The organism is Vibrio chagasii (genome assembly GCF_002954585.1).
Lineage (GTDB): Bacteria > Pseudomonadota > Gammaproteobacteria > Enterobacterales > Vibrionaceae > Vibrio > Vibrio chagasii_A.
This window is the reverse complement of sequence record NZ_MSCI01000002.1, coordinates 1795074-1811835: the sequence shown is the minus strand read 5'-3', so window position 1 is coordinate 1811835 and position 16762 is coordinate 1795074. Positions and strand designations below refer to the sequence as shown.

Below are 16762 nucleotides of genomic sequence, written 5' to 3'. Positions count from 1 at the left end.
CGCTCTGGTACGAGTTATTTGTGTCGCGCTTATGATTTCAGGATTGTAGCGTTAAATTGACAACTACTTAACCGCAAACATCGAGCCGAAGTTAAAGCATTGGAACCATACTTCGCTGCTTGAGAAGCCAATTCTATCAAAGCGCTCTCTGTGCACAGGAATAGAGTCTGGACGCATCACGTTTTCAATCGCGCTGCGTTTTTGGCTTACTTCAAGTTCGCTGTATCCGTTAGCACGTTTGAAATCATGGTGCAGATCGATAAGCAGTTCGTTCGAACTTTCATCTTCGAATACGTATTTCTCAGACAAGATTAGAATTCCTCCTGGGCGTAGGCCAGCATGAATTTTCTCAAGTAGAGCATAGCGGTCGTCTGGCGATAGGAACTGCAGTGTGAAGTTAAGTACTACTACCGAAGCGTCTTTGATTTCAACTTCACGGATATCGGCTTCGATAACTTCTACAGGTGTGTCGCTGCGGTAAGCGTTGACGTGCAATTTGCAGCGCTCAACCATCGCTTCTGAGTTATCGATAGCGAAAATTGTACAGCCTTCTTGCTGTATGTGACGACGCATGGAAAGTGTTGCAGCGCCAAGAGAACAACCCAAGTCATAAACGTTTGAATGCGGTTTTACGAAACGCTCCGCCAACATACCGATCGCTGAAATGATGTTGCTGTAGCCAGGAACCGAGCGTTGAATCATATCCGGGAACACTTCTGCGACCCTTGCATCAAAGGTGAAGTCTCCAATTTTATCAATAGGAGCGGAAAAGATGTTGTCTTTGTTGCTCATGGCATTCTCTCTCGACAGTCAGCGTTACTGGTACAAAGCTCGTACCGAATAAAAGGGGGCGTATTTTACGAAAAAATAGGACTGCTGTCACGAAAACTCAGATTACTGCTGAGGATTACTTTTGTATGTACAAGAAGCCTTAAAACATCGAGATTTGATGATTGTCTTTCTGAGCTGGAAATTGTTCCAGGTCAGGTAGTATTTGTGACGTATTTTCAGACACTTGCTTTTGCAATAACTCATAGATGGCGGTCGCGAGTTCCGGGGCATGGTTGTTGTCTGGGGTGTGGATCATTAAGTACGGTTGTTTGCCTTCATTTAGCCACTGTGGAATTTTGCTAAACCAAGGTTTGAAAAGTTCGATGTTTGGCGCTTGGTCAGGGTGACCAATAAAACGGATCATCGGGTTGTTGGCCGTTGCGATGGCATGAACGGGCACGCGTGGCTTTTTCTGGTGCGCATCGATAACCGCTTCTGTAGTTGGCGGCGCAGAAAAAACAGGGCGACTATCCATAATGATGCGGTTAATGCTTTCTTCCACAAGCCATTGGTTAAAGCGTTTTTCAGCATCACCTTTATCAAAGAAACCCAAATGGCGAACTTCAACGCCGAGCTGCATCTCCTTTGGAAACAAGGTACAGAATTTTTGCAGAGCAGGAAGCATGCTCGGTTCAAAAGCGTGTGGTAGCTGTATGGTCCACTGACCTATGCGATCATGAAGGGGAGACATCGTCATTAAGAACTCTTTGAGCTCGGCTTGGCAGTGTCTAAGTTGTTGCTGGTGCGTGATGAACTTTGGCAGTTTAAAGGTGAACTTGAAGTCATCGTGGCTTGCCGCTTTCCAGTTATGCACCGTAGTCATACTCGGCGTCGCGTAGAAGGTCGTATTGCCCTCTACGGTATGGAAAACTTGAGTGTACTTTTCAAGGCGCTCTGCGGGTTTGGTGCCTTTACCGTAGAACTGACTTTGCCACTCAGAATGAGACCACATGGTTAAGCCAAGTCTTAGAGGTAAAGTGTCCATCGTTTTTGCACCATTAGTCATCACATTACTGCTTTTAATCGAAATGAAAATCTACTGTACGAGACTTTTGCTGATTAAGGTACTTTCGAGATATAATTATCGCAATTTTTTTGGTTTTGGTGAATCTTTGCGCGTTTAATGAGCTAAAAAGCAGCAAAGCCAGATAAAACACAATAAATTCGAGTGTGGAAGGTCGATTTTAACCGAGTTTCCGCGTATAAATGATCCTTTGCTCTGTAGGGCTATTTTGACACCTACAGCTTGGAAATTAGTAAATTATTAAGAGATTGGGAAATTCATTATGCGTACCCATTACTGTGGTAACCTGAACAAGTCCCTGGCGGGACAAACTGTAGAACTTTGCGGCTGGGTAAACCGTCGTCGTGATTTGGGCGGTCTTATTTTCATTGATATGCGAGATCGTGAAGGTATCGTTCAGGTAGTTGTAGACCCAGATATGGCAGATGCGTACGAAGTAGCTAACCAACTTCGTAATGAATTCTGTATCAAACTAACGGGTGAAGTACGCGTTCGTCCAGACAGCCAAGTAAACAAAGACATGGCAACGGGTGAAGTTGAAATCATCGCTAAAGGCCTTGAAATCATCAACCGTGCTGACGTTCTGCCACTAGACTTCAACCAGAAGAACTCAGAAGAGCAGCGTCTAAAGTACCGTTACCTAGACCTACGTCGTCCAGAAATGAGCGATCGCATCAAGCTACGTGCCAAAGCGTCTAGCTTTGTTCGTCGTTTCCTAGATGACAACGGCTTCCTAGACATCGAAACACCAGTACTAACGAAAGCGACACCAGAAGGTGCACGTGACTACCTAGTACCTAGCCGTGTTCACAAAGGTTCGTTCTACGCGCTTCCTCAGTCTCCACAGCTATTCAAACAGCTGCTAATGATGTCTGGTTTTGACCGTTACTACCAAATCGTTAAGTGTTTCCGTGATGAAGACTTGCGTGCTGACCGTCAACCAGAATTCACTCAAATCGATATCGAAACATCGTTCATGAGCGCGGAAGAAGTACGTGCAACAACTGAGAAGATGGTTCGCAACATGTGGCAAGAGCTTCTAGACGTGGATCTAGGTGAGTTCCCAATCATGCCATTCTCTGAAGCGATGCGTCGTTTCGGTTCTGACAAGCCAGATCTACGTAACCCATTAGAGCTAGTAGACGTTGCTGACCTAGTGAAAGACGTTGAGTTCAAAGTATTCTCTGGCCCAGCAAACGACGAAAAAGGTCGCGTTGCAGTAATCCGCGTACCGGGTGGCGCTAAGCTAACTCGTAAGCAAATCGACGGTTACGGTGAGTTCGTTGGTATTTACGGTGCGAAAGGTCTAGCTTGGATGAAGGTTAACGACCGTGCTGCGGGCATGGAAGGTATCCAATCTCCAGTTGCCAAGTTCCTAAACGAAGAAGTGATCAACGGTATTCTTGAGCGCACAGGCGCAGAGACTGGTGATATCATCCTATTCGGCGCAGACAAAGCAAATACTGTATCTGAAGCAATGGGCGCGCTACGTCTGAAACTAGGTACAGACCTAGAGCTGACAGACGAGTCTGCATGGGCTCCGCTATGGGTTGTTGACTTCCCAATGTTCGAAGAAGACGACGAAGGCAACCTACACGCGATGCACCACCCATTCACATCGCCTCTAGGTGTGACGGCAGAAGAGCTAAAAGCGAACCCTGCGGCTGCTAACTCAAACGCATACGACATGGTTCTAAACGGCTACGAAGTGGGCGGTGGTTCTGTACGTATCCACAATGCTGAAATGCAATCTGCAGTATTCGACATCCTAGGTATCGAAGCTGATGAGCAGCAAGCTAAGTTTGGCTTCCTACTAGACGCACTTAAGTTCGGTACTCCACCGCACGCAGGTCTAGCATTCGGTCTTGACCGCCTAGTAATGCTACTTTGTGGTACAGAGAACATTCGTGACGTTATCGCGTTCCCGAAAACAACGAATGCTTCTTGTCTACTAACAGACGCTCCAAGCCTAGCGAACCCAGCTGCGCTTGAAGAGCTAGCAATCGCGGTTAAAGCAGCACAAAAAGAAGAGTCGGCTGAATAAGCTAAGCACTCTATCTTTTAAGTGACTCTTTATGGGAGTGACTTTTTGCTTATGTAACTAAAAATGCCCGTTAATTTAACGGGCATTTTTTTTATCGTTCGATATACTAAGCTGATAAAGCATGTATAAATAATCAGTACCAGAAGTTATGTCTATTATCTTGGGGATTGACCCCGGCTCTCGTATTACCGGCTACGGTGTGATTCGTCAAAATGGTCGCCATTTGCATTACTTAGGCAGTGGGTGTATCCGAACCTCGGAAAAAGAGCTTCCTGGCCGACTCAAGCAGATCTATGCGGGGGTAAGTGAAATCATTACTCAGTTTCAGCCGGATGTATTTGCCATTGAACAAGTATTCATGGCAAAGAATGCGGACTCGGCACTTAAGTTAGGTCAGGCTCGTGGTAGCGCAATTGTGGCCGCTGTAAATGCAGATTTGCCGGTTCATGAATACGCCGCTCGTCTGATTAAGCAGGCGGTGACTGGTAATGGTGGTGCTGATAAGTCTATGGTTCAGAACATGGTAATGAGTATGCTTAAGTTACCAGCGAGACCACAAGCCGATGCTGCTGATGCGTTAGGCGTAGCGATCACTCACGCCAACACAAACAAAACCTTGATTGCACTGGCAGGTAAAGCGACAGGCGCAAGAAAAGGGCGCTATCGTTAACTCTTTCCTCCAGTTAGCTTCATTCATATATAACTCCCCCTCGTTACACTGATGAGCCTCGCGTTTGGTTAGGCTCATATCAAAGCAATATGCCGCTAAATCCCTGACGAAATGAGATCTTTCGAACAGAACCTAGATCATAATATTGCGTCCTATTTAACATGATATTAACATTGGTCGGAGGTCTTATAAGTTAATCAAGGATGATCACTGATGAACCCTATCAAGTTGTGGCGCGTGCTATTTCTGCCCAAAACTCGCGAATGGAACAACAATCAAACCAGACAAGCCGACATCTTATTACTTTTCACTTTCATCGCTTTTTTTGTCGGTATCTACAGCTTAATCAAATGGACAAAACATGGAGAGCAGCTGCTTGTTGCTACTTCTGTGTTCCTTATCGTCTTTGAACTGCTCTCAGCCACGTTACTCCGCGTTACCGGGAAACCAAGTTTGGCACTTAACTTTGGTTTTGTGGGTATGGCGGTACACGCACTGAATATCATTTATCAAAGTGGTGGTGTGGTGGACTCGACGCAGGCCTATTGGGTGCCTTTGTTGGTAGTTGCTTTCTTTTTATCAGGAACACGCATTGTTGCTTTGGTGTGGAGTGGGCTGGTGATAGGTGTCTCCTTGGTGATGACGTCCGCTCATCTAAACGGGTTCACATTTCCACGGTTAGTGCTTACTCCGGAAGCTGTGGTTGTCGAAACATGGTCGGGTGTCATTATGCCGCTGGTGGTGATCTGCATTGCCCAAGCATTTACAGCCAAGCAAAAAGAAGTCGCTATCGAGATGGCAGAAGAAGCGATTTCAGAGAGTCAGCAGGTCGCCAACAAAGCGACACAAAGTGAAGGACGCTTGTCAGTAGTGCTCGACCAAGCCAACTCGAATTCAGAAAGCTTACAGGGTGTCTCTGTACATCTAGAACAACAGTCACAAGATTTACATGCACAAGTCGAAGTATTGAACATCAATTGTGAATCTCAGGCGAGTGCAGCTGAGGAGATGAGTCAGCAACTGCACCAGATGACGCAAGGTATCGCAGAGTCGAATTCGTTCGTCGGTGAGCTCAAAGAGCGCAGTGAAGCCGTTGGCACGAAAGCGCAAAAGAGTTCCGAATCTCTTGAGGCGTCGACCGGAGCCATCAGTCAAATCATACAAAGTAACCAAGAGATCATGAAGGTCGCTGACTTAATCACTTCGGTAGCAGAGCAGACCAACTTACTCGCGTTGAACGCCGCAATAGAAGCGGCTCGCGCAGGCGAGCAGGGGAGAGGTTTTGCTGTGGTAGCCGACCAGGTAAGGGAGCTGTCAGCAAAAAGTAGTCATTCAGCCATCGAGATCCGAAGCTTGTTGGATCGTAGTAAAGTGGAAGTGGAGCATGGCAGAGCGATCATCGAAACTACGGCCAATGAAATGAACGGCATTATTTCAGAGGTTCAGACTATCTCTACTGATGTGAACCAATTGACCGACATTATGGCGATGCAGATGGACTCTCTAAAAGAGCTCGATCTTGCCAGCTCTGAAGTGGCGCAGAGAGTTGCCGAAACCAAATCTGTGTCGAGTTTGGTTGCCAACTATGGCTCTGAACTGACTGGACATGTCACTTCAGTCAAGGAATTGGTTGAAAGCCTAAATCGCGTGGTCTCCCAAGCTAAACAGGCTTAAATAAATCCCTCGAAAACCTACAAAGAACTGGATAAGCATCCAGTTCTTTTATATTCTGTCCCTCAAATTAAATTCCATCAAGAGAGTGCATTGTGATCGGACGTCTACGCGGTACATTAATAGAAAAACAGCCACCAGAATTATTGATTGAAGTCAGTGGTGTTGGTTACGAAGTACAAATGCCAATGAGCTGTTTTTATGAACTACCGAACGTAGGCGAAGAAGCAATTATCTACACGCATTTTGTAGTACGTGAAGATGCTCAGCTCCTTTATGGCTTCAATACGGTTAAAGAGCGTGCGCTGTTCCGCGAAGTGATCAAAGCGAACGGTGTTGGCCCTAAACTTGGCCTTGGTATCCTTTCTGGTATGACGGCGAGCCAGTTTGTTCAGAGTGTTGAACGCGAAGACATTTCTACGCTAGTGAAACTTCCTGGTGTTGGTAAGAAAACGGCGGAACGTCTTGTTGTCGAAATGAAAGACCGCTTGAAAGGGTGGGGTGCAGGCGACCTGTTTACTCCTGCGACTGACGCTGCACCGATTGACTCTATGACAACGGTTCATGATGCTGAAGAAGAAGCGGTAAGTGCGCTACTTGCACTAGGCTACAAACCAACTCAAGCTTCTAAGGTGGTTTCTCAAATAGCGAAAGACGGCATGACAAGTGAACAGCTGATTCGCGAAGCCTTGAAATCGATGGTCTAATCGAACTTGATAATACAGCCCCAGTTCAATCGAAAAGGTTTAGGTGTGGCTGATAAAAGATACTTGTATCTAGCGTGTCGGCTCTTATGCCTCGACGTTAGGTAAAACGAGTGTTTACCTTCGTTTTTTCTAACGTCGGTGATACTTTTAACAAGAATTGAAAGAAAACAGAGCTAACCCTCTCAAATTGGAACTCTCTATGATTGAAGCAGATCGCCTCATTGCTCCTGACAACCCGGTCTTTAAAGATGAAGATGTTATCGACCGTGCAATACGACCAAAGGCACTCGCCGACTATCAAGGTCAGGACCACGTTCGTGACCAGATGGAGATATTCATCAAAGCGGCACAGCTGCGTAATGAAGCGCTTGATCATCTGTTGATATTCGGTCCTCCCGGTCTTGGTAAAACGACGTTAGCGAATATCGTTGCCAATGAGATGGATGTAAACATTCGTACCACTTCTGGCCCTGTATTGGAGAAGGCCGGTGACTTAGCGGCGCTGCTAACTAACCTTGAAGAAAATGATGTGCTATTCATTGACGAGATCCACCGATTAAGCCCTGTGGTTGAAGAGGTGTTGTATCCAGCTATGGAAGATTATCAGTTGGACATCATGATCGGTGAAGGCCCTGCTGCACGTTCAATTAAAATTGACCTGCCGCCTTTCACTTTGATTGGCGCAACTACTCGTGCTGGCTCACTGACTTCTCCCCTTCGTGACCGTTTTGGTATCACTCAACGTCTTGAGTATTATAAAGTCGAAGACTTGCAAAACATCGTGCAGCGCAGTGCCGATTGTCTTGGTTTATCGATGGAAGCGGAAGGTGCATTAGAAGTTGCTCGTCGTGCTCGTGGTACACCACGTATTGCAAACCGCTTATTGCGCCGTGTTCGTGACTATGCGGAAGTGAAGGGGAATGGTCATATTTGCCCAGAGGTCGCAGATAGCGCACTGAACATGCTTGATGTCGATGCTAAAGGTTTCGATTATATGGACAGAAAACTTTTACTGGCAATCATGGAGAAATTTGGTGGTGGTCCGGTTGGTATCGATAACATGGCAGCAGCCATTGGTGAAGAAAAAGACACCATTGAAGATGTATTAGAGCCGTATCTGATTCAGCAAGGTTATCTACAAAGAACACCAAGAGGTCGAATTGCGACCGACAGAGCCTATTTACACTTTGGAATAGATAGACCGTCCAATCGCTAGATTATTCATTTTTAAAGATCCCAGTTGCATAAGCGCTGGGATTTTTTGCGTTTTACTGAATAACAACTCTTTGCGCGAGTCGCTATAAAGCTCAAATAGAGCACTTCAAAAATGAAAACTATGATTTCAGCTTTGATTTAGCTAACAAAAATTGAAATAAGTTGTCATATTTCTTGTTAGTACTTTATGGGTAGTTGTGACTCTAATGTTGATAGTGTGCTGATGTTTTGTCACAGCTATCATGCAGTGTTATTAACACAAGCCAAATTGGTGTGATTTTAATCATAATTGTTCAAAAATAACCCTAATTTGCACGAATAAATTTGATACAAATCAACGCAGGGTTTTCCCATAAACCTTTTGAAACATACTGATTTTACCAGTAATATTAGCGCCAGCTATATTAGCTCATGCTTAACAATAATCTAACTATAACGGTACGTTTTTGCTACAAATTTCAAGTTGTAATAACAATTTTACAAATTGTTTTAACATGGATTTTTGAGGTGAATAATCACACAAGTGTCATTCAGCCGACACAAAGGAGTTACCATGATTGATGTTGTTGATCTGTCGCGATTGCAATTTGCATTTACAGCGATGTATCACTTCCTATTTGTTCCACTGACTTTAGGTATGGCATTTCTACTTGCCATCATGGAGTCTGTTTATGTAATGACTGGCAAGCAAATTTACAAGGACATGACTAAGTTCTGGGGTAAATTGTTTGGTATTAACTTTGCTCTTGGTGTAGCGACAGGCTTAACCATGGAGTTCCAGTTTGGTACTAACTGGTCTTACTATTCTCACTATGTTGGCGACATCTTTGGTGCTCCGCTAGCTATCGAAGCGCTTGTTGCATTCTTCCTAGAGTCTACTTTTGTTGGCCTTTTCTTCTTCGGTTGGGACAGACTGTCAAAGCGTCAGCACTTAGCGGTAACCTGGCTAGTGGCACTTGGCTCTAACTTCTCTGCACTTTGGATTCTTATAGCGAATGGCTGGATGCAAAACCCAGTAGGCGCAGAATTCAACTTCGAAACCATGCGTATGGAAATGGTAAGTTTTGCAGAAGTCGTGTTTAACCCAGTTGCACAAGTTAAGTTTGTACACACAGTAGCTTCTGGCTACACGTGTGGTGCCATGTTTATACTGGGGATTAGTTCATATTACCTACTAAAAGGCCGAGATATAGCGTTTGCCCGTCGTTCATTCGCTATTGCAGCATCTTTCGGTATGGCTGCTATTTTATCAACGATTATTTTAGGTGATGAATCTGGTTACGAGTTAGGTGAAGTTCAAAAAGTGAAACTCGCTGCGGTTGAAGCTGAATGGCACACAGAGCCAGCACCAGCTGCATTCACTTTATTTGGTGTACCAAACCAAGAAACCATGAACACGGATTACGCAATCAAGATCCCTTACGTAATGGGTATTATTGCAACACGTTCGTTTGATGAGCAAGTAACAGGTCTACACGACCTACGTGAACAGCATGTTGACCGTATACGCACGGGTATTTATGCATACGAGCTACTTGAAAAGCTTCGCGCAGGTGATAAGTCTGAAGCAAATATGAGTGCGTTTGACGAAGTCAAAGGTGACTTAGGTTATGGACTACTTCTAAAACGTTACACAGACAATGTTGTTGACGCAACGGAAGACCAAATCCAAATGGCAGCGGACGATTCAATCCCAACAGTGTGGCCATTGTTTAGTGCGTTCCGTATTATGGTTGGTTGCGGGTTTATTATGTTGTTCGTTTTCGGTGCCTCATTTATCCAAACATGCCGCCAGAAAATCGAACAGAAACCTTGGATTCTCAAAGCTGCTTTATTCAGCATCCCACTACCATGGATTGCGATTGAAGCAGGTTGGTTTGTTGCTGAATTTGGTCGTCAACCATGGGCGGTTGGTGAAATCCTACCGGTTAACGTTGCTGCATCAGCACTAACTATTGAACAGCTTTGGACTTCTCTGTTCGCTATCCTGGCACTGTACACAGTGTTCCTGATTGCCGAAGTTTACCTAATGCTGAAATTCGCACGTAAAGGTCCAAGTAGCTTGAAGACAGGCCGTTACCACTTCGAACAAAACGATAACTCTGTTGAAGACAAAGTTAGCCGTTCAGTTGAAGTATAAGTGAGGGAATATTAATGTTTGATTACGAAAGCTTACGACTTATTTGGTGGATCCTAATCGGTGTTCTACTGGTAGGTTTCGCAGTAACAGATGGCTTCGATATGGGTGTTGCAGCACTTTCACCGGTTATCGGTAAGAGTGACACTGAACGTCGTATCATGCTGAATACGATTGCCCCTCACTGGGATGGCAACCAAGTTTGGTTGATCACGGCTGGTGGCGCACTGTTCGCAGCTTGGCCGCTGGTTTACGCAACGTCGTTTTCTGGCTTCTACTTCGCGATGTACGCGACGTTAGCAGCGCTTTGGTTACGACCACTTGCACTTGATTACCGTTCTAAGATTGAAGATCCAAAATGGCGTAAAACGTGGGACTACGCACTTTGCTTTAGTGGCACAATTCCGCCAATCATCTTTGGTGTAGCATTTGGTAACCTACTACAAGGTGTTCCATTTGACCTTAACGATCTAATGATGTCTAAGTACCACGGTACATTCTTCGCTCTGCTAAATCCGTTTGCATTGCTATGTGGTGTATTGGCGCTGATGTTGTTCGTGACGCAAGGCGCAACATGGCTACAAATGAAGACAACAGAAGCGTTGCACGCTCGTGCTCGTAACGTTGCTCAGATCACAGGCCTAATCTCAATTGTGCTATTTGTTATTGGTGGCTTCTGGGTTCAATCTATCGAAGGCTATGTAATTACAAGCACGATTGACACGCTCGCAGACTCTAACCCGCTAAACAAAGAAGTATCACTTCAAGTTGGCGCGTGGATGACAAACTTCGAGACGTACCCAGCAATGTGGGCGGCACCGATTCTTGGTGTGGTTATGCCACTATTCGCTGTGATTGCATCTCGCCTTGAGCGCGGTGGCTTCGCTTTCTTATTCTCGAGCCTATCTAACGCTGGTGTAATCTTAACGGCTGGTTTTGCAATGTTCCCATTCGTAATGCCATCAAGCCTGAACCCTGACCATAGTTTGACTATGTGGGATTCAACAGCGAGTGAGCTAACACTTGGTCTAATGACTGCAGTTGCGGCGGTAATGGTTCCTGTGATTCTTGGCTACACAACTTGGACATACCACAAAATGTTCGGTCGTCTAGATAAGAAACACATCGAAGATAACGACGTTTCAGCTTACTAAGCTAGAAGTGAAATAACTTAGGAGAAATTTTATGTGGTATTTCGCATGGATTTTGGGTGTACTTCTAGCATGTGCATTCGGCATCATCAATGCTCTATGGCTTGAGCATTCTGAAATGATGGACAAAGACAGTGAGTAATCTCGCAGAACAAGTCGCTAAGCTGCATCGACCAATGGACAAGACTCTCCTAAGAGCTTTGTCCCTAATATTGGGTTTCATGCATGTTGGTTTAGTGATGTGGGATCCTGAAGCGTATGCTGCAAGCATCGGTGGCTTTAATGCGATCATCGGGCCAATGTTTATCTGGGCTGTGTGCTCAAGCATGGTTTACGGTGTTGGGTTTAAGCCTAGAGCTTGGATGTGGCAACTGCTGTTTAGCCCATACGTTTCACTTACCATTCTGCTGTACCTGACAGTGCTACGCCTTCTATAAAATAGGTGTGGTTTTAGGTTCTCATCCAACGTGAGCCTTTGTACTTGTTGGGTTTTTAGTCAAAAAGAGGCCATCTTATACAGATGGCCTTTTTTTTCGTCTGTTAAATCAAAAAATTCACTGCCATATACTATTAATGATAAGGAGTTAGGTTATAGTGATGTCTTTATCGATTTTTGGTTTGTGGTATCAATTTGCAGGGATTATCTAAGCCGTTTACGTGGCCAGTAACCGTATATTACGAAGACACCGACGCAGGTGGCGTGGTGTACCATTCGAACTATCTCAAGTTCTTCGAGCGTGCTCGAACTGAGATGCTACGCTCAATTGGCGTTTCTCAACAAGTATTATTAGAACAAAACATCGGTTTTGTAGTCCGACATATGGACATTGATTTCATTCAAGGCGCACGTCTTGATGATTCTTTACAAGTCATTACAAATGTTTACGAGTTAAAGCGAGCTACCTTGGTCTTCTGTCAAGAGATCGTAAATCCTGATGGCAAAGCATTGTGTAAAGCAATGGTTAAGGTAGCATGTATCGACAATCAAAAAATGAAACCCAAGGCAATGCCAACATTTATTCTTACGGAGCTAACGAATAGTGACTGCTGAAATCTCAATCTTAGGCCTAATTCTAGAAGCTAGTTTACTAGTTAAAATGGTCATGCTGACTCTCATGGGCATGTCTGTCGTTTCTTGGGCAATGATCATAAAAAGAAGTAAAGTGCTATCTCAAGCTTCTAAACAAGCAGAAGTCTTCGAAGATAAATTCTGGTCTGGTGTTGATTTGGCTAAGTTGTACCAAGAGAGCAATAAACGTAAAGACGAGCTTTCTGGTACAGAAGAAATTTTCTACGCAGGCTTTACTGAATTTGCACGCCTTCGTAAATCGAATGCGACATCTCCCGACTTCATTATGGAAGGCACTGGCCGTGCTATGCGCGTAGCCGTGGCTCGTGAAGTGGATGAACTAGAAACTAACTTACCTTTCTTGGCGACTGTTGGTTCTATCAGCCCATACATCGGCCTGTTCGGTACCGTTTGGGGTATCATGCACTCATTCATCGCGTTAGGTGAAGTTAAGCAAGCGACATTGGCGATGGTAGCACCAGGTATTGCAGAAGCTCTGATCGCAACTGCTATGGGTCTATTCGCTGCGATTCCAGCCGTAATGGCATACAACCGCTTTAGCAGCAGTGTTGGTAAGCTAGAACATAACTACGCGACTTTCTCTGAAGAGTTCCACAGCATTCTTCACCGTCAAGCGATGGCTGGCAGGGAATAATAGATGGCTGGATACCAACCTAAAAAACGCAAAATGACAGCTGAGATTAACGTCGTACCTTATATCGACGTTATGCTCGTATTGCTGATCATTTTCATGGTGACGTCACCGTTTGTAACTCAAGGTGTGGATGTTGAACTACCACAGGCGTCTACTGCGAAGTCAGCGCAAGATTTATTAGGTGATGACAACGCGAGTTTCATTATCGTTGAAGTGAATAAAGACGGCGAGCTTGGCCTAAGCGTTAACGACGAAGAGGTACAGCGAGGTCTATCATTGGAAGACATCATCGTCCGAGTAAAAGCTGAACTGTCTTTGAAACCGAATTCTCCAGTAGCGGTGGGTGGCGATGCTGCGACTCCTTATGCTGAAGTGGTTTTATTACTTGATGAATTAAGCCGTGCAGGTGTGCCAAAGGTTGGCCTTTTAACGGATATAAGGGAATAGCTCCGTAGCATTCATGAAAGCGAATAATAAAAAATCCAACAGTTTCAAAAAGCCGCTTCTAATTTCACTTGGGCTGCACGTAGTCTTATTCGTTGCACTCATATGGGGAGCGGATTTTACTATGTCTGAACCTAAGCCTACTGGGCAGATGGTGCAGGCTGTCGTTATTGACCCTCAATTGGTTCGTCAACAAGCTCAACAAATTCGTCAACAACGTGAAGCGGCGAGTAAGAAAGAGCAAGAGCGCTTAGACAAGCTTCGACGCGAAAGTGAAAGGCTAGAAAAGAATCGTAAGGCTGAAGAAGAAAACATCCGTAAGCTAAAAGAGCAACAAGCGAAGGATGCGAAAGCCGCTCGAGAAGCAGAAAAGCGACGTGTCGAAAACGAGAAAAAACGCAAAGCTGAACAAGCACGTTTAGAGCAAGAGAAGAAGAAAGCTGCTAAAGCAGAAGCAGACCGCAAGTTAAAAGAGGCGGCTCTAGTGAAAGCTGAGAAAGAGCGTAAAGCGAAAGAAGCAGCGATTGCAAAAGCGGAACAAGAACGAGTGGCAAAAGAAAAAGCTGCACAAGAGGCCGCTGAAAAAGCTCGTAAAGAAAAAGAAGCCGCTGAACGTGCTGAGAAGCAGCGTATAGCGAAAGAGAAAGAAGCCGCCGCTGCAGCTGAGAAAGCACGTAAAGCAAAAGAGGCGGCAGCCAGAGCTGAGAAAGAGCGTAAACAGCAAGAAGCTGCACTGAACGATATCTTTGCAGGGTTAGAGAGTGAACAAATTAGTAACAATGCTGCATTGAATCAGCACTTAGAAGATGAGAAGGCTAGATATATATCGATTTATCAACAAACGGTACAGCGTAATCTGCTTATGGAAGATTCATTCCGTGGTGAAGAATGTGTTCTTAACATTCAATTGACACCAATCGGTGGAAATAAAGCAGTAGTGAAGAGGGTCTCTGTTGTTAGTGGCAATCGTCAGCTGTGTTCAGCAGCTAAGGCTGCCACAGTTAAAGCGAGAGAGTTTGATTTTCCACAGGATTCATCACTACAAAACATATTCCGAGATTTTGATTTTCGGTTTAGCCCATAATGAGAAATGGATAACTTATGCTTAAAGGTAACTTTTTCAAAAGCTTGTTTGTTATGGCTTGTCTTTTTTCTAGTTCAGCTTTTGCCAAATTAGAGATTGTCATAACAGACGGTATTAACTCTGCACGACCTATCGCTATCGTACCTTTCCGCTGGGAAGGTGCTGAGCCACTACCACACGATGTGTCAGCAGTTATCGCTTCTGACTTACAGCGTAGTGGTAAATTCAGCCCAGTTGCGACAAGCAAAATGCCTCAAACGCCTTATAGCGAAACAGAGGTAAACTTTGATGCTTGGACTAACCTAGGTGTTGATTCACTACTAACGGGTAGCATCACAAAAAATGCCGAAGGGCAGTACGTGGTGAATTACCAACTGATCGATATTGTTCGTGGCCAGTTAACGAAAGGCCAAAGCCGCGCGCTAAGCGATGAAGGTCAATTGGTACTTTCAAAAGATCACGTGTTGTTCAATAAGAAAGCGACCGTACCTGGTAAGCGCCTAAGAGAGTACGCACACCGTATCTCTGATTTGGTATATGAAGAGCTAACAGGTGAGAAAGGCGCGTTTCTAACACGTATTTCTTACGTTGTTGTGAACGACAAAGACAAATACCCGTATCAGCTTCGCGTAGCAGACTACGATGGTTTCAATGAGCGCCTTGTACTTCGCTCTAAACAGCCTCTAATGTCTCCAGCATGGTCTCCAGACGGCAAAAAGCTTGCTTACGTGAGCTTCCAGAATGGCCAAGCTGAAATCTTCATCATGAATATTTACACGGGTGAACGTGAGAAAGTGACGTCATACCCTCGTCACAATGGTGCGCCAAGATTCTCTCCTGATGGTAAAAAGCTCGCGCTAGTATTGTCGAAAACAGGCAGCCTTCAGGTGTACACGCTTGACCTAGCAAGCCGTAAGCTGACTCAAATTACCCGCGGCCGTTCGAATAATACGGAACCATTCTGGCATCCAGACGGTAAGTCTCTAATCTTTACGTCTGATCGTGGTGGTAAACCTCAGATATATAATGTAAATTTGTCAAATAATTCGACATCTCGTATTACTTGGCAAGGTAGCCAAAACTTAGGTGGCCAGATTACCCCTGATGGACGATTCCTGATCATGGTTAATCGCAGCAACTCAGGCTTTAACTTGGCTAAGCAGGATTTGGAAACTGGTGCGGTTCAAGTACTAACAAAAACATTGTTAGACGAGTCTCCAAGTATTGCACCAAATGGAGGTATGGTTATCTATAGCTCTATTTACAACAAGACGAACGTACTATCGATGGTTTCTATCGATGGCCGTTTTAAAGCTAGATTACCGGCTACCAACGGACGTGTAAGAGCGCCTTCATGGTCTCCGTTCCTCTAGGACGAGTCACATATTCTTTTAGCTATTGATAGTGTTAACTATTGTGGCATTTAACTATCTATAGCACTTAGTCGCTGTAGAAACTAAGTTTGATAACGTAAGGAAAAAACGATGCAACTTAATAAAGTTCTTAAAGGCTTAATGATTGCACTACCAGTGATGGCAGTAACGGCATGTAGCTCAACTGATGAAGCAACATCTGCAACATCTGGTACTGAAAGCAACCAAACTACTTCTGGTTCAGAAGGCAACGTAGATACAACTGTTGTAACGCCAATTGACGCTAACGGTCAACTGTCTGAGCAAGAGCTTAAAGAGCAAGCACTACGTGAAACTCAAACAATCTACTTCGCATTCGATAACTCTACTATCGCTGGCGACTACGAAGAAATGCTAGCAGCTCACGCAGCTTACCTAGTTAAAAACGTAGACATGAAAGTAACTATCGAAGGTCACGCTGACGAGCGCGGTACTCCAGAGTACAACATCGCACTTGGCGAGCGTCGTGCACAAGCTGTAGCAAAATACCTACAAGCTCTAGGTGTTCAAGCTGACCAAATCTCTATCGTAAGCTACGGTGAAGAGAAGCCACTTCTTCTAGGTCAATCTGAAGATGTGTACGCTAAAAACCGTCGCGCAGTACTAGTTTACTAATCCTAGTAAGCTATTTAATTGAGGAATTGCCTC

At 44.8% G+C, this 16762-nt stretch carries 17 protein-coding genes; 15 read left to right on the top strand and 2 right to left on the bottom strand.

Annotated features, from left to right (window positions below):
- Positions 1 to 63: 63 nt before the first annotated feature.
- On the bottom strand, positions 64 to 792 hold the full coding sequence (gene cmoA / locus BTO10_RS16495; RefSeq protein ID WP_105025263.1) for a carboxy-S-adenosyl-L-methionine synthase CmoA: 729 nt from the start codon (positions 790 to 792) through the stop codon (positions 64 to 66).
- 139 nt (positions 793 to 931) lie between these two features.
- Positions 932 to 1837 (bottom strand): DUF72 domain-containing protein, encoded by a 906-nt coding sequence (locus BTO10_RS16490; RefSeq protein ID WP_374955529.1) that lies wholly within the window; start codon positions 1835 to 1837, stop codon positions 932 to 934.
- Positions 1838 to 2117: 280 nt separating this feature from the next.
- Between BTO10_RS16490 and aspS the strand changes: the two genes are divergently transcribed.
- From aspS to pal, 15 genes are all read left to right on the top strand, one after another.
- Complete coding sequence (gene aspS / locus BTO10_RS16485; RefSeq protein WP_105025262.1) at positions 2118 to 3899, top strand: aspartate--tRNA ligase; 1782 nt, start codon at positions 2118 to 2120, stop codon at positions 3897 to 3899.
- 148 nt (positions 3900 to 4047) lie between these two features.
- On the top strand, positions 4048 to 4569 hold the full coding sequence (ruvC, locus tag BTO10_RS16480) for a crossover junction endodeoxyribonuclease RuvC (RefSeq protein ID WP_004741095.1): 522 nt from the start codon (positions 4048 to 4050) through the stop codon (positions 4567 to 4569).
- A 213-nt stretch (positions 4570 to 4782) separates the two neighbouring features.
- Positions 4783 to 6243 (top strand): methyl-accepting chemotaxis protein, encoded by a 1461-nt coding sequence (locus BTO10_RS16475; protein WP_105025261.1) that lies wholly within the window; start codon positions 4783 to 4785, stop codon positions 6241 to 6243.
- A gap of 92 nt (positions 6244 to 6335) precedes the next feature.
- Positions 6336 to 6947, top strand: coding sequence for a Holliday junction branch migration protein RuvA (gene ruvA, locus BTO10_RS16470; RefSeq protein ID WP_105025260.1), 612 nt, complete (start codon positions 6336 to 6338; stop codon positions 6945 to 6947).
- Between the two features lie 199 nt (positions 6948 to 7146).
- Positions 7147 to 8163 (top strand): Holliday junction branch migration DNA helicase RuvB, encoded by a 1017-nt coding sequence (gene ruvB / locus BTO10_RS16465; protein ID WP_004741092.1) that lies wholly within the window; start codon positions 7147 to 7149, stop codon positions 8161 to 8163.
- Between the two features lie 552 nt (positions 8164 to 8715).
- Positions 8716 to 10302: a cytochrome ubiquinol oxidase subunit I gene (gene cydA, locus BTO10_RS16460; RefSeq protein ID WP_105025259.1), complete on the top strand. Its 1587-nt coding sequence runs from the start codon at positions 8716 to 8718 to the stop codon at positions 10300 to 10302.
- Between the two features lie 14 nt (positions 10303 to 10316).
- Complete coding sequence (cydB, locus tag BTO10_RS16455) at positions 10317 to 11453, top strand: cytochrome d ubiquinol oxidase subunit II (RefSeq protein WP_105025258.1); 1137 nt, start codon at positions 10317 to 10319, stop codon at positions 11451 to 11453.
- Between the two features lie 31 nt (positions 11454 to 11484).
- Positions 11485 to 11592 (top strand): cytochrome bd-I oxidase subunit CydX, encoded by a 108-nt coding sequence (gene cydX / locus BTO10_RS16450; protein WP_000270284.1) that lies wholly within the window; start codon positions 11485 to 11487, stop codon positions 11590 to 11592.
- Positions 11585 to 11887: a cyd operon protein YbgE gene (ybgE, locus tag BTO10_RS16445; RefSeq protein WP_032498481.1), complete on the top strand. Its 303-nt coding sequence runs from the start codon at positions 11585 to 11587 to the stop codon at positions 11885 to 11887. The genes cydX and ybgE overlap by 8 nt, the downstream gene beginning before the upstream one ends.
- A gap of 176 nt (positions 11888 to 12063) precedes the next feature.
- Entirely contained in the window at positions 12064 to 12501 is a 438-nt protein-coding gene (ybgC, locus tag BTO10_RS16440; RefSeq protein ID WP_105025257.1) for a tol-pal system-associated acyl-CoA thioesterase, read from the top strand.
- Positions 12491 to 13174 (top strand): protein TolQ, encoded by a 684-nt coding sequence (gene tolQ, locus BTO10_RS16435; RefSeq protein ID WP_008219926.1) that lies wholly within the window; start codon positions 12491 to 12493, stop codon positions 13172 to 13174. Before ybgC ends, tolQ begins: the two co-directional genes overlap by 11 nt.
- Before the next feature lie 3 nt (positions 13175 to 13177).
- A complete protein-coding gene (tolR, locus tag BTO10_RS16430) occupies positions 13178 to 13621 on the top strand; it encodes a protein TolR (protein WP_004741086.1) in 444 nt (147 codons plus the stop codon).
- A gap of 13 nt (positions 13622 to 13634) precedes the next feature.
- On the top strand, positions 13635 to 14702 hold the full coding sequence (tolA, locus tag BTO10_RS16425) for a cell envelope integrity protein TolA (RefSeq protein ID WP_105025256.1): 1068 nt from the start codon (positions 13635 to 13637) through the stop codon (positions 14700 to 14702).
- 17 nt (positions 14703 to 14719) lie between these two features.
- Positions 14720 to 16075 (top strand): Tol-Pal system beta propeller repeat protein TolB, encoded by a 1356-nt coding sequence (tolB, locus tag BTO10_RS16420; protein WP_105025255.1) that lies wholly within the window; start codon positions 14720 to 14722, stop codon positions 16073 to 16075.
- 111 nt (positions 16076 to 16186) lie between these two features.
- A complete protein-coding gene (gene pal, locus BTO10_RS16415; RefSeq protein WP_004741083.1) occupies positions 16187 to 16729 on the top strand; it encodes a peptidoglycan-associated lipoprotein Pal in 543 nt (180 codons plus the stop codon).
- The last annotated feature ends 33 nt before the right edge of the window (positions 16730 to 16762 follow it).

Coding starts and splice junctions, on each gene's coding strand:
- BTO10_RS16490 (WP_374955529.1), bottom strand. CDS start 1,837: ATGACTAATGGTGCAAAAACGATGGACACTTTACCTCTAAGACTTGGC.
- cmoA (WP_105025263.1), bottom strand. CDS start 792: ATGAGCAACAAAGACAACATCTTTTCCGCTCCTATTGATAAAATTGGA.
- tolA (WP_105025256.1), top strand. CDS start 13,635: ATGAAAGCGAATAATAAAAAATCCAACAGTTTCAAAAAGCCGCTTCTA.
- tolR (WP_004741086.1), top strand. CDS start 13,178: ATGGCTGGATACCAACCTAAAAAACGCAAAATGACAGCTGAGATTAAC.
- ruvC (WP_004741095.1), top strand. CDS start 4,048: ATGTCTATTATCTTGGGGATTGACCCCGGCTCTCGTATTACCGGCTAC.
- cydX (WP_000270284.1), top strand. CDS start 11,485: ATGTGGTATTTCGCATGGATTTTGGGTGTACTTCTAGCATGTGCATTC.
- cydB (WP_105025258.1), top strand. CDS start 10,317: ATGTTTGATTACGAAAGCTTACGACTTATTTGGTGGATCCTAATCGGT.
- pal (WP_004741083.1), top strand. CDS start 16,187: ATGCAACTTAATAAAGTTCTTAAAGGCTTAATGATTGCACTACCAGTG.
- ruvB (WP_004741092.1), top strand. CDS start 7,147: ATGATTGAAGCAGATCGCCTCATTGCTCCTGACAACCCGGTCTTTAAA.
- tolB (WP_105025255.1), top strand. CDS start 14,720: ATGCTTAAAGGTAACTTTTTCAAAAGCTTGTTTGTTATGGCTTGTCTT.
- aspS (WP_105025262.1), top strand. CDS start 2,118: ATGCGTACCCATTACTGTGGTAACCTGAACAAGTCCCTGGCGGGACAA.
- BTO10_RS16475 (WP_105025261.1), top strand. CDS start 4,783: ATGAACCCTATCAAGTTGTGGCGCGTGCTATTTCTGCCCAAAACTCGC.
- cydA (WP_105025259.1), top strand. CDS start 8,716: ATGATTGATGTTGTTGATCTGTCGCGATTGCAATTTGCATTTACAGCG.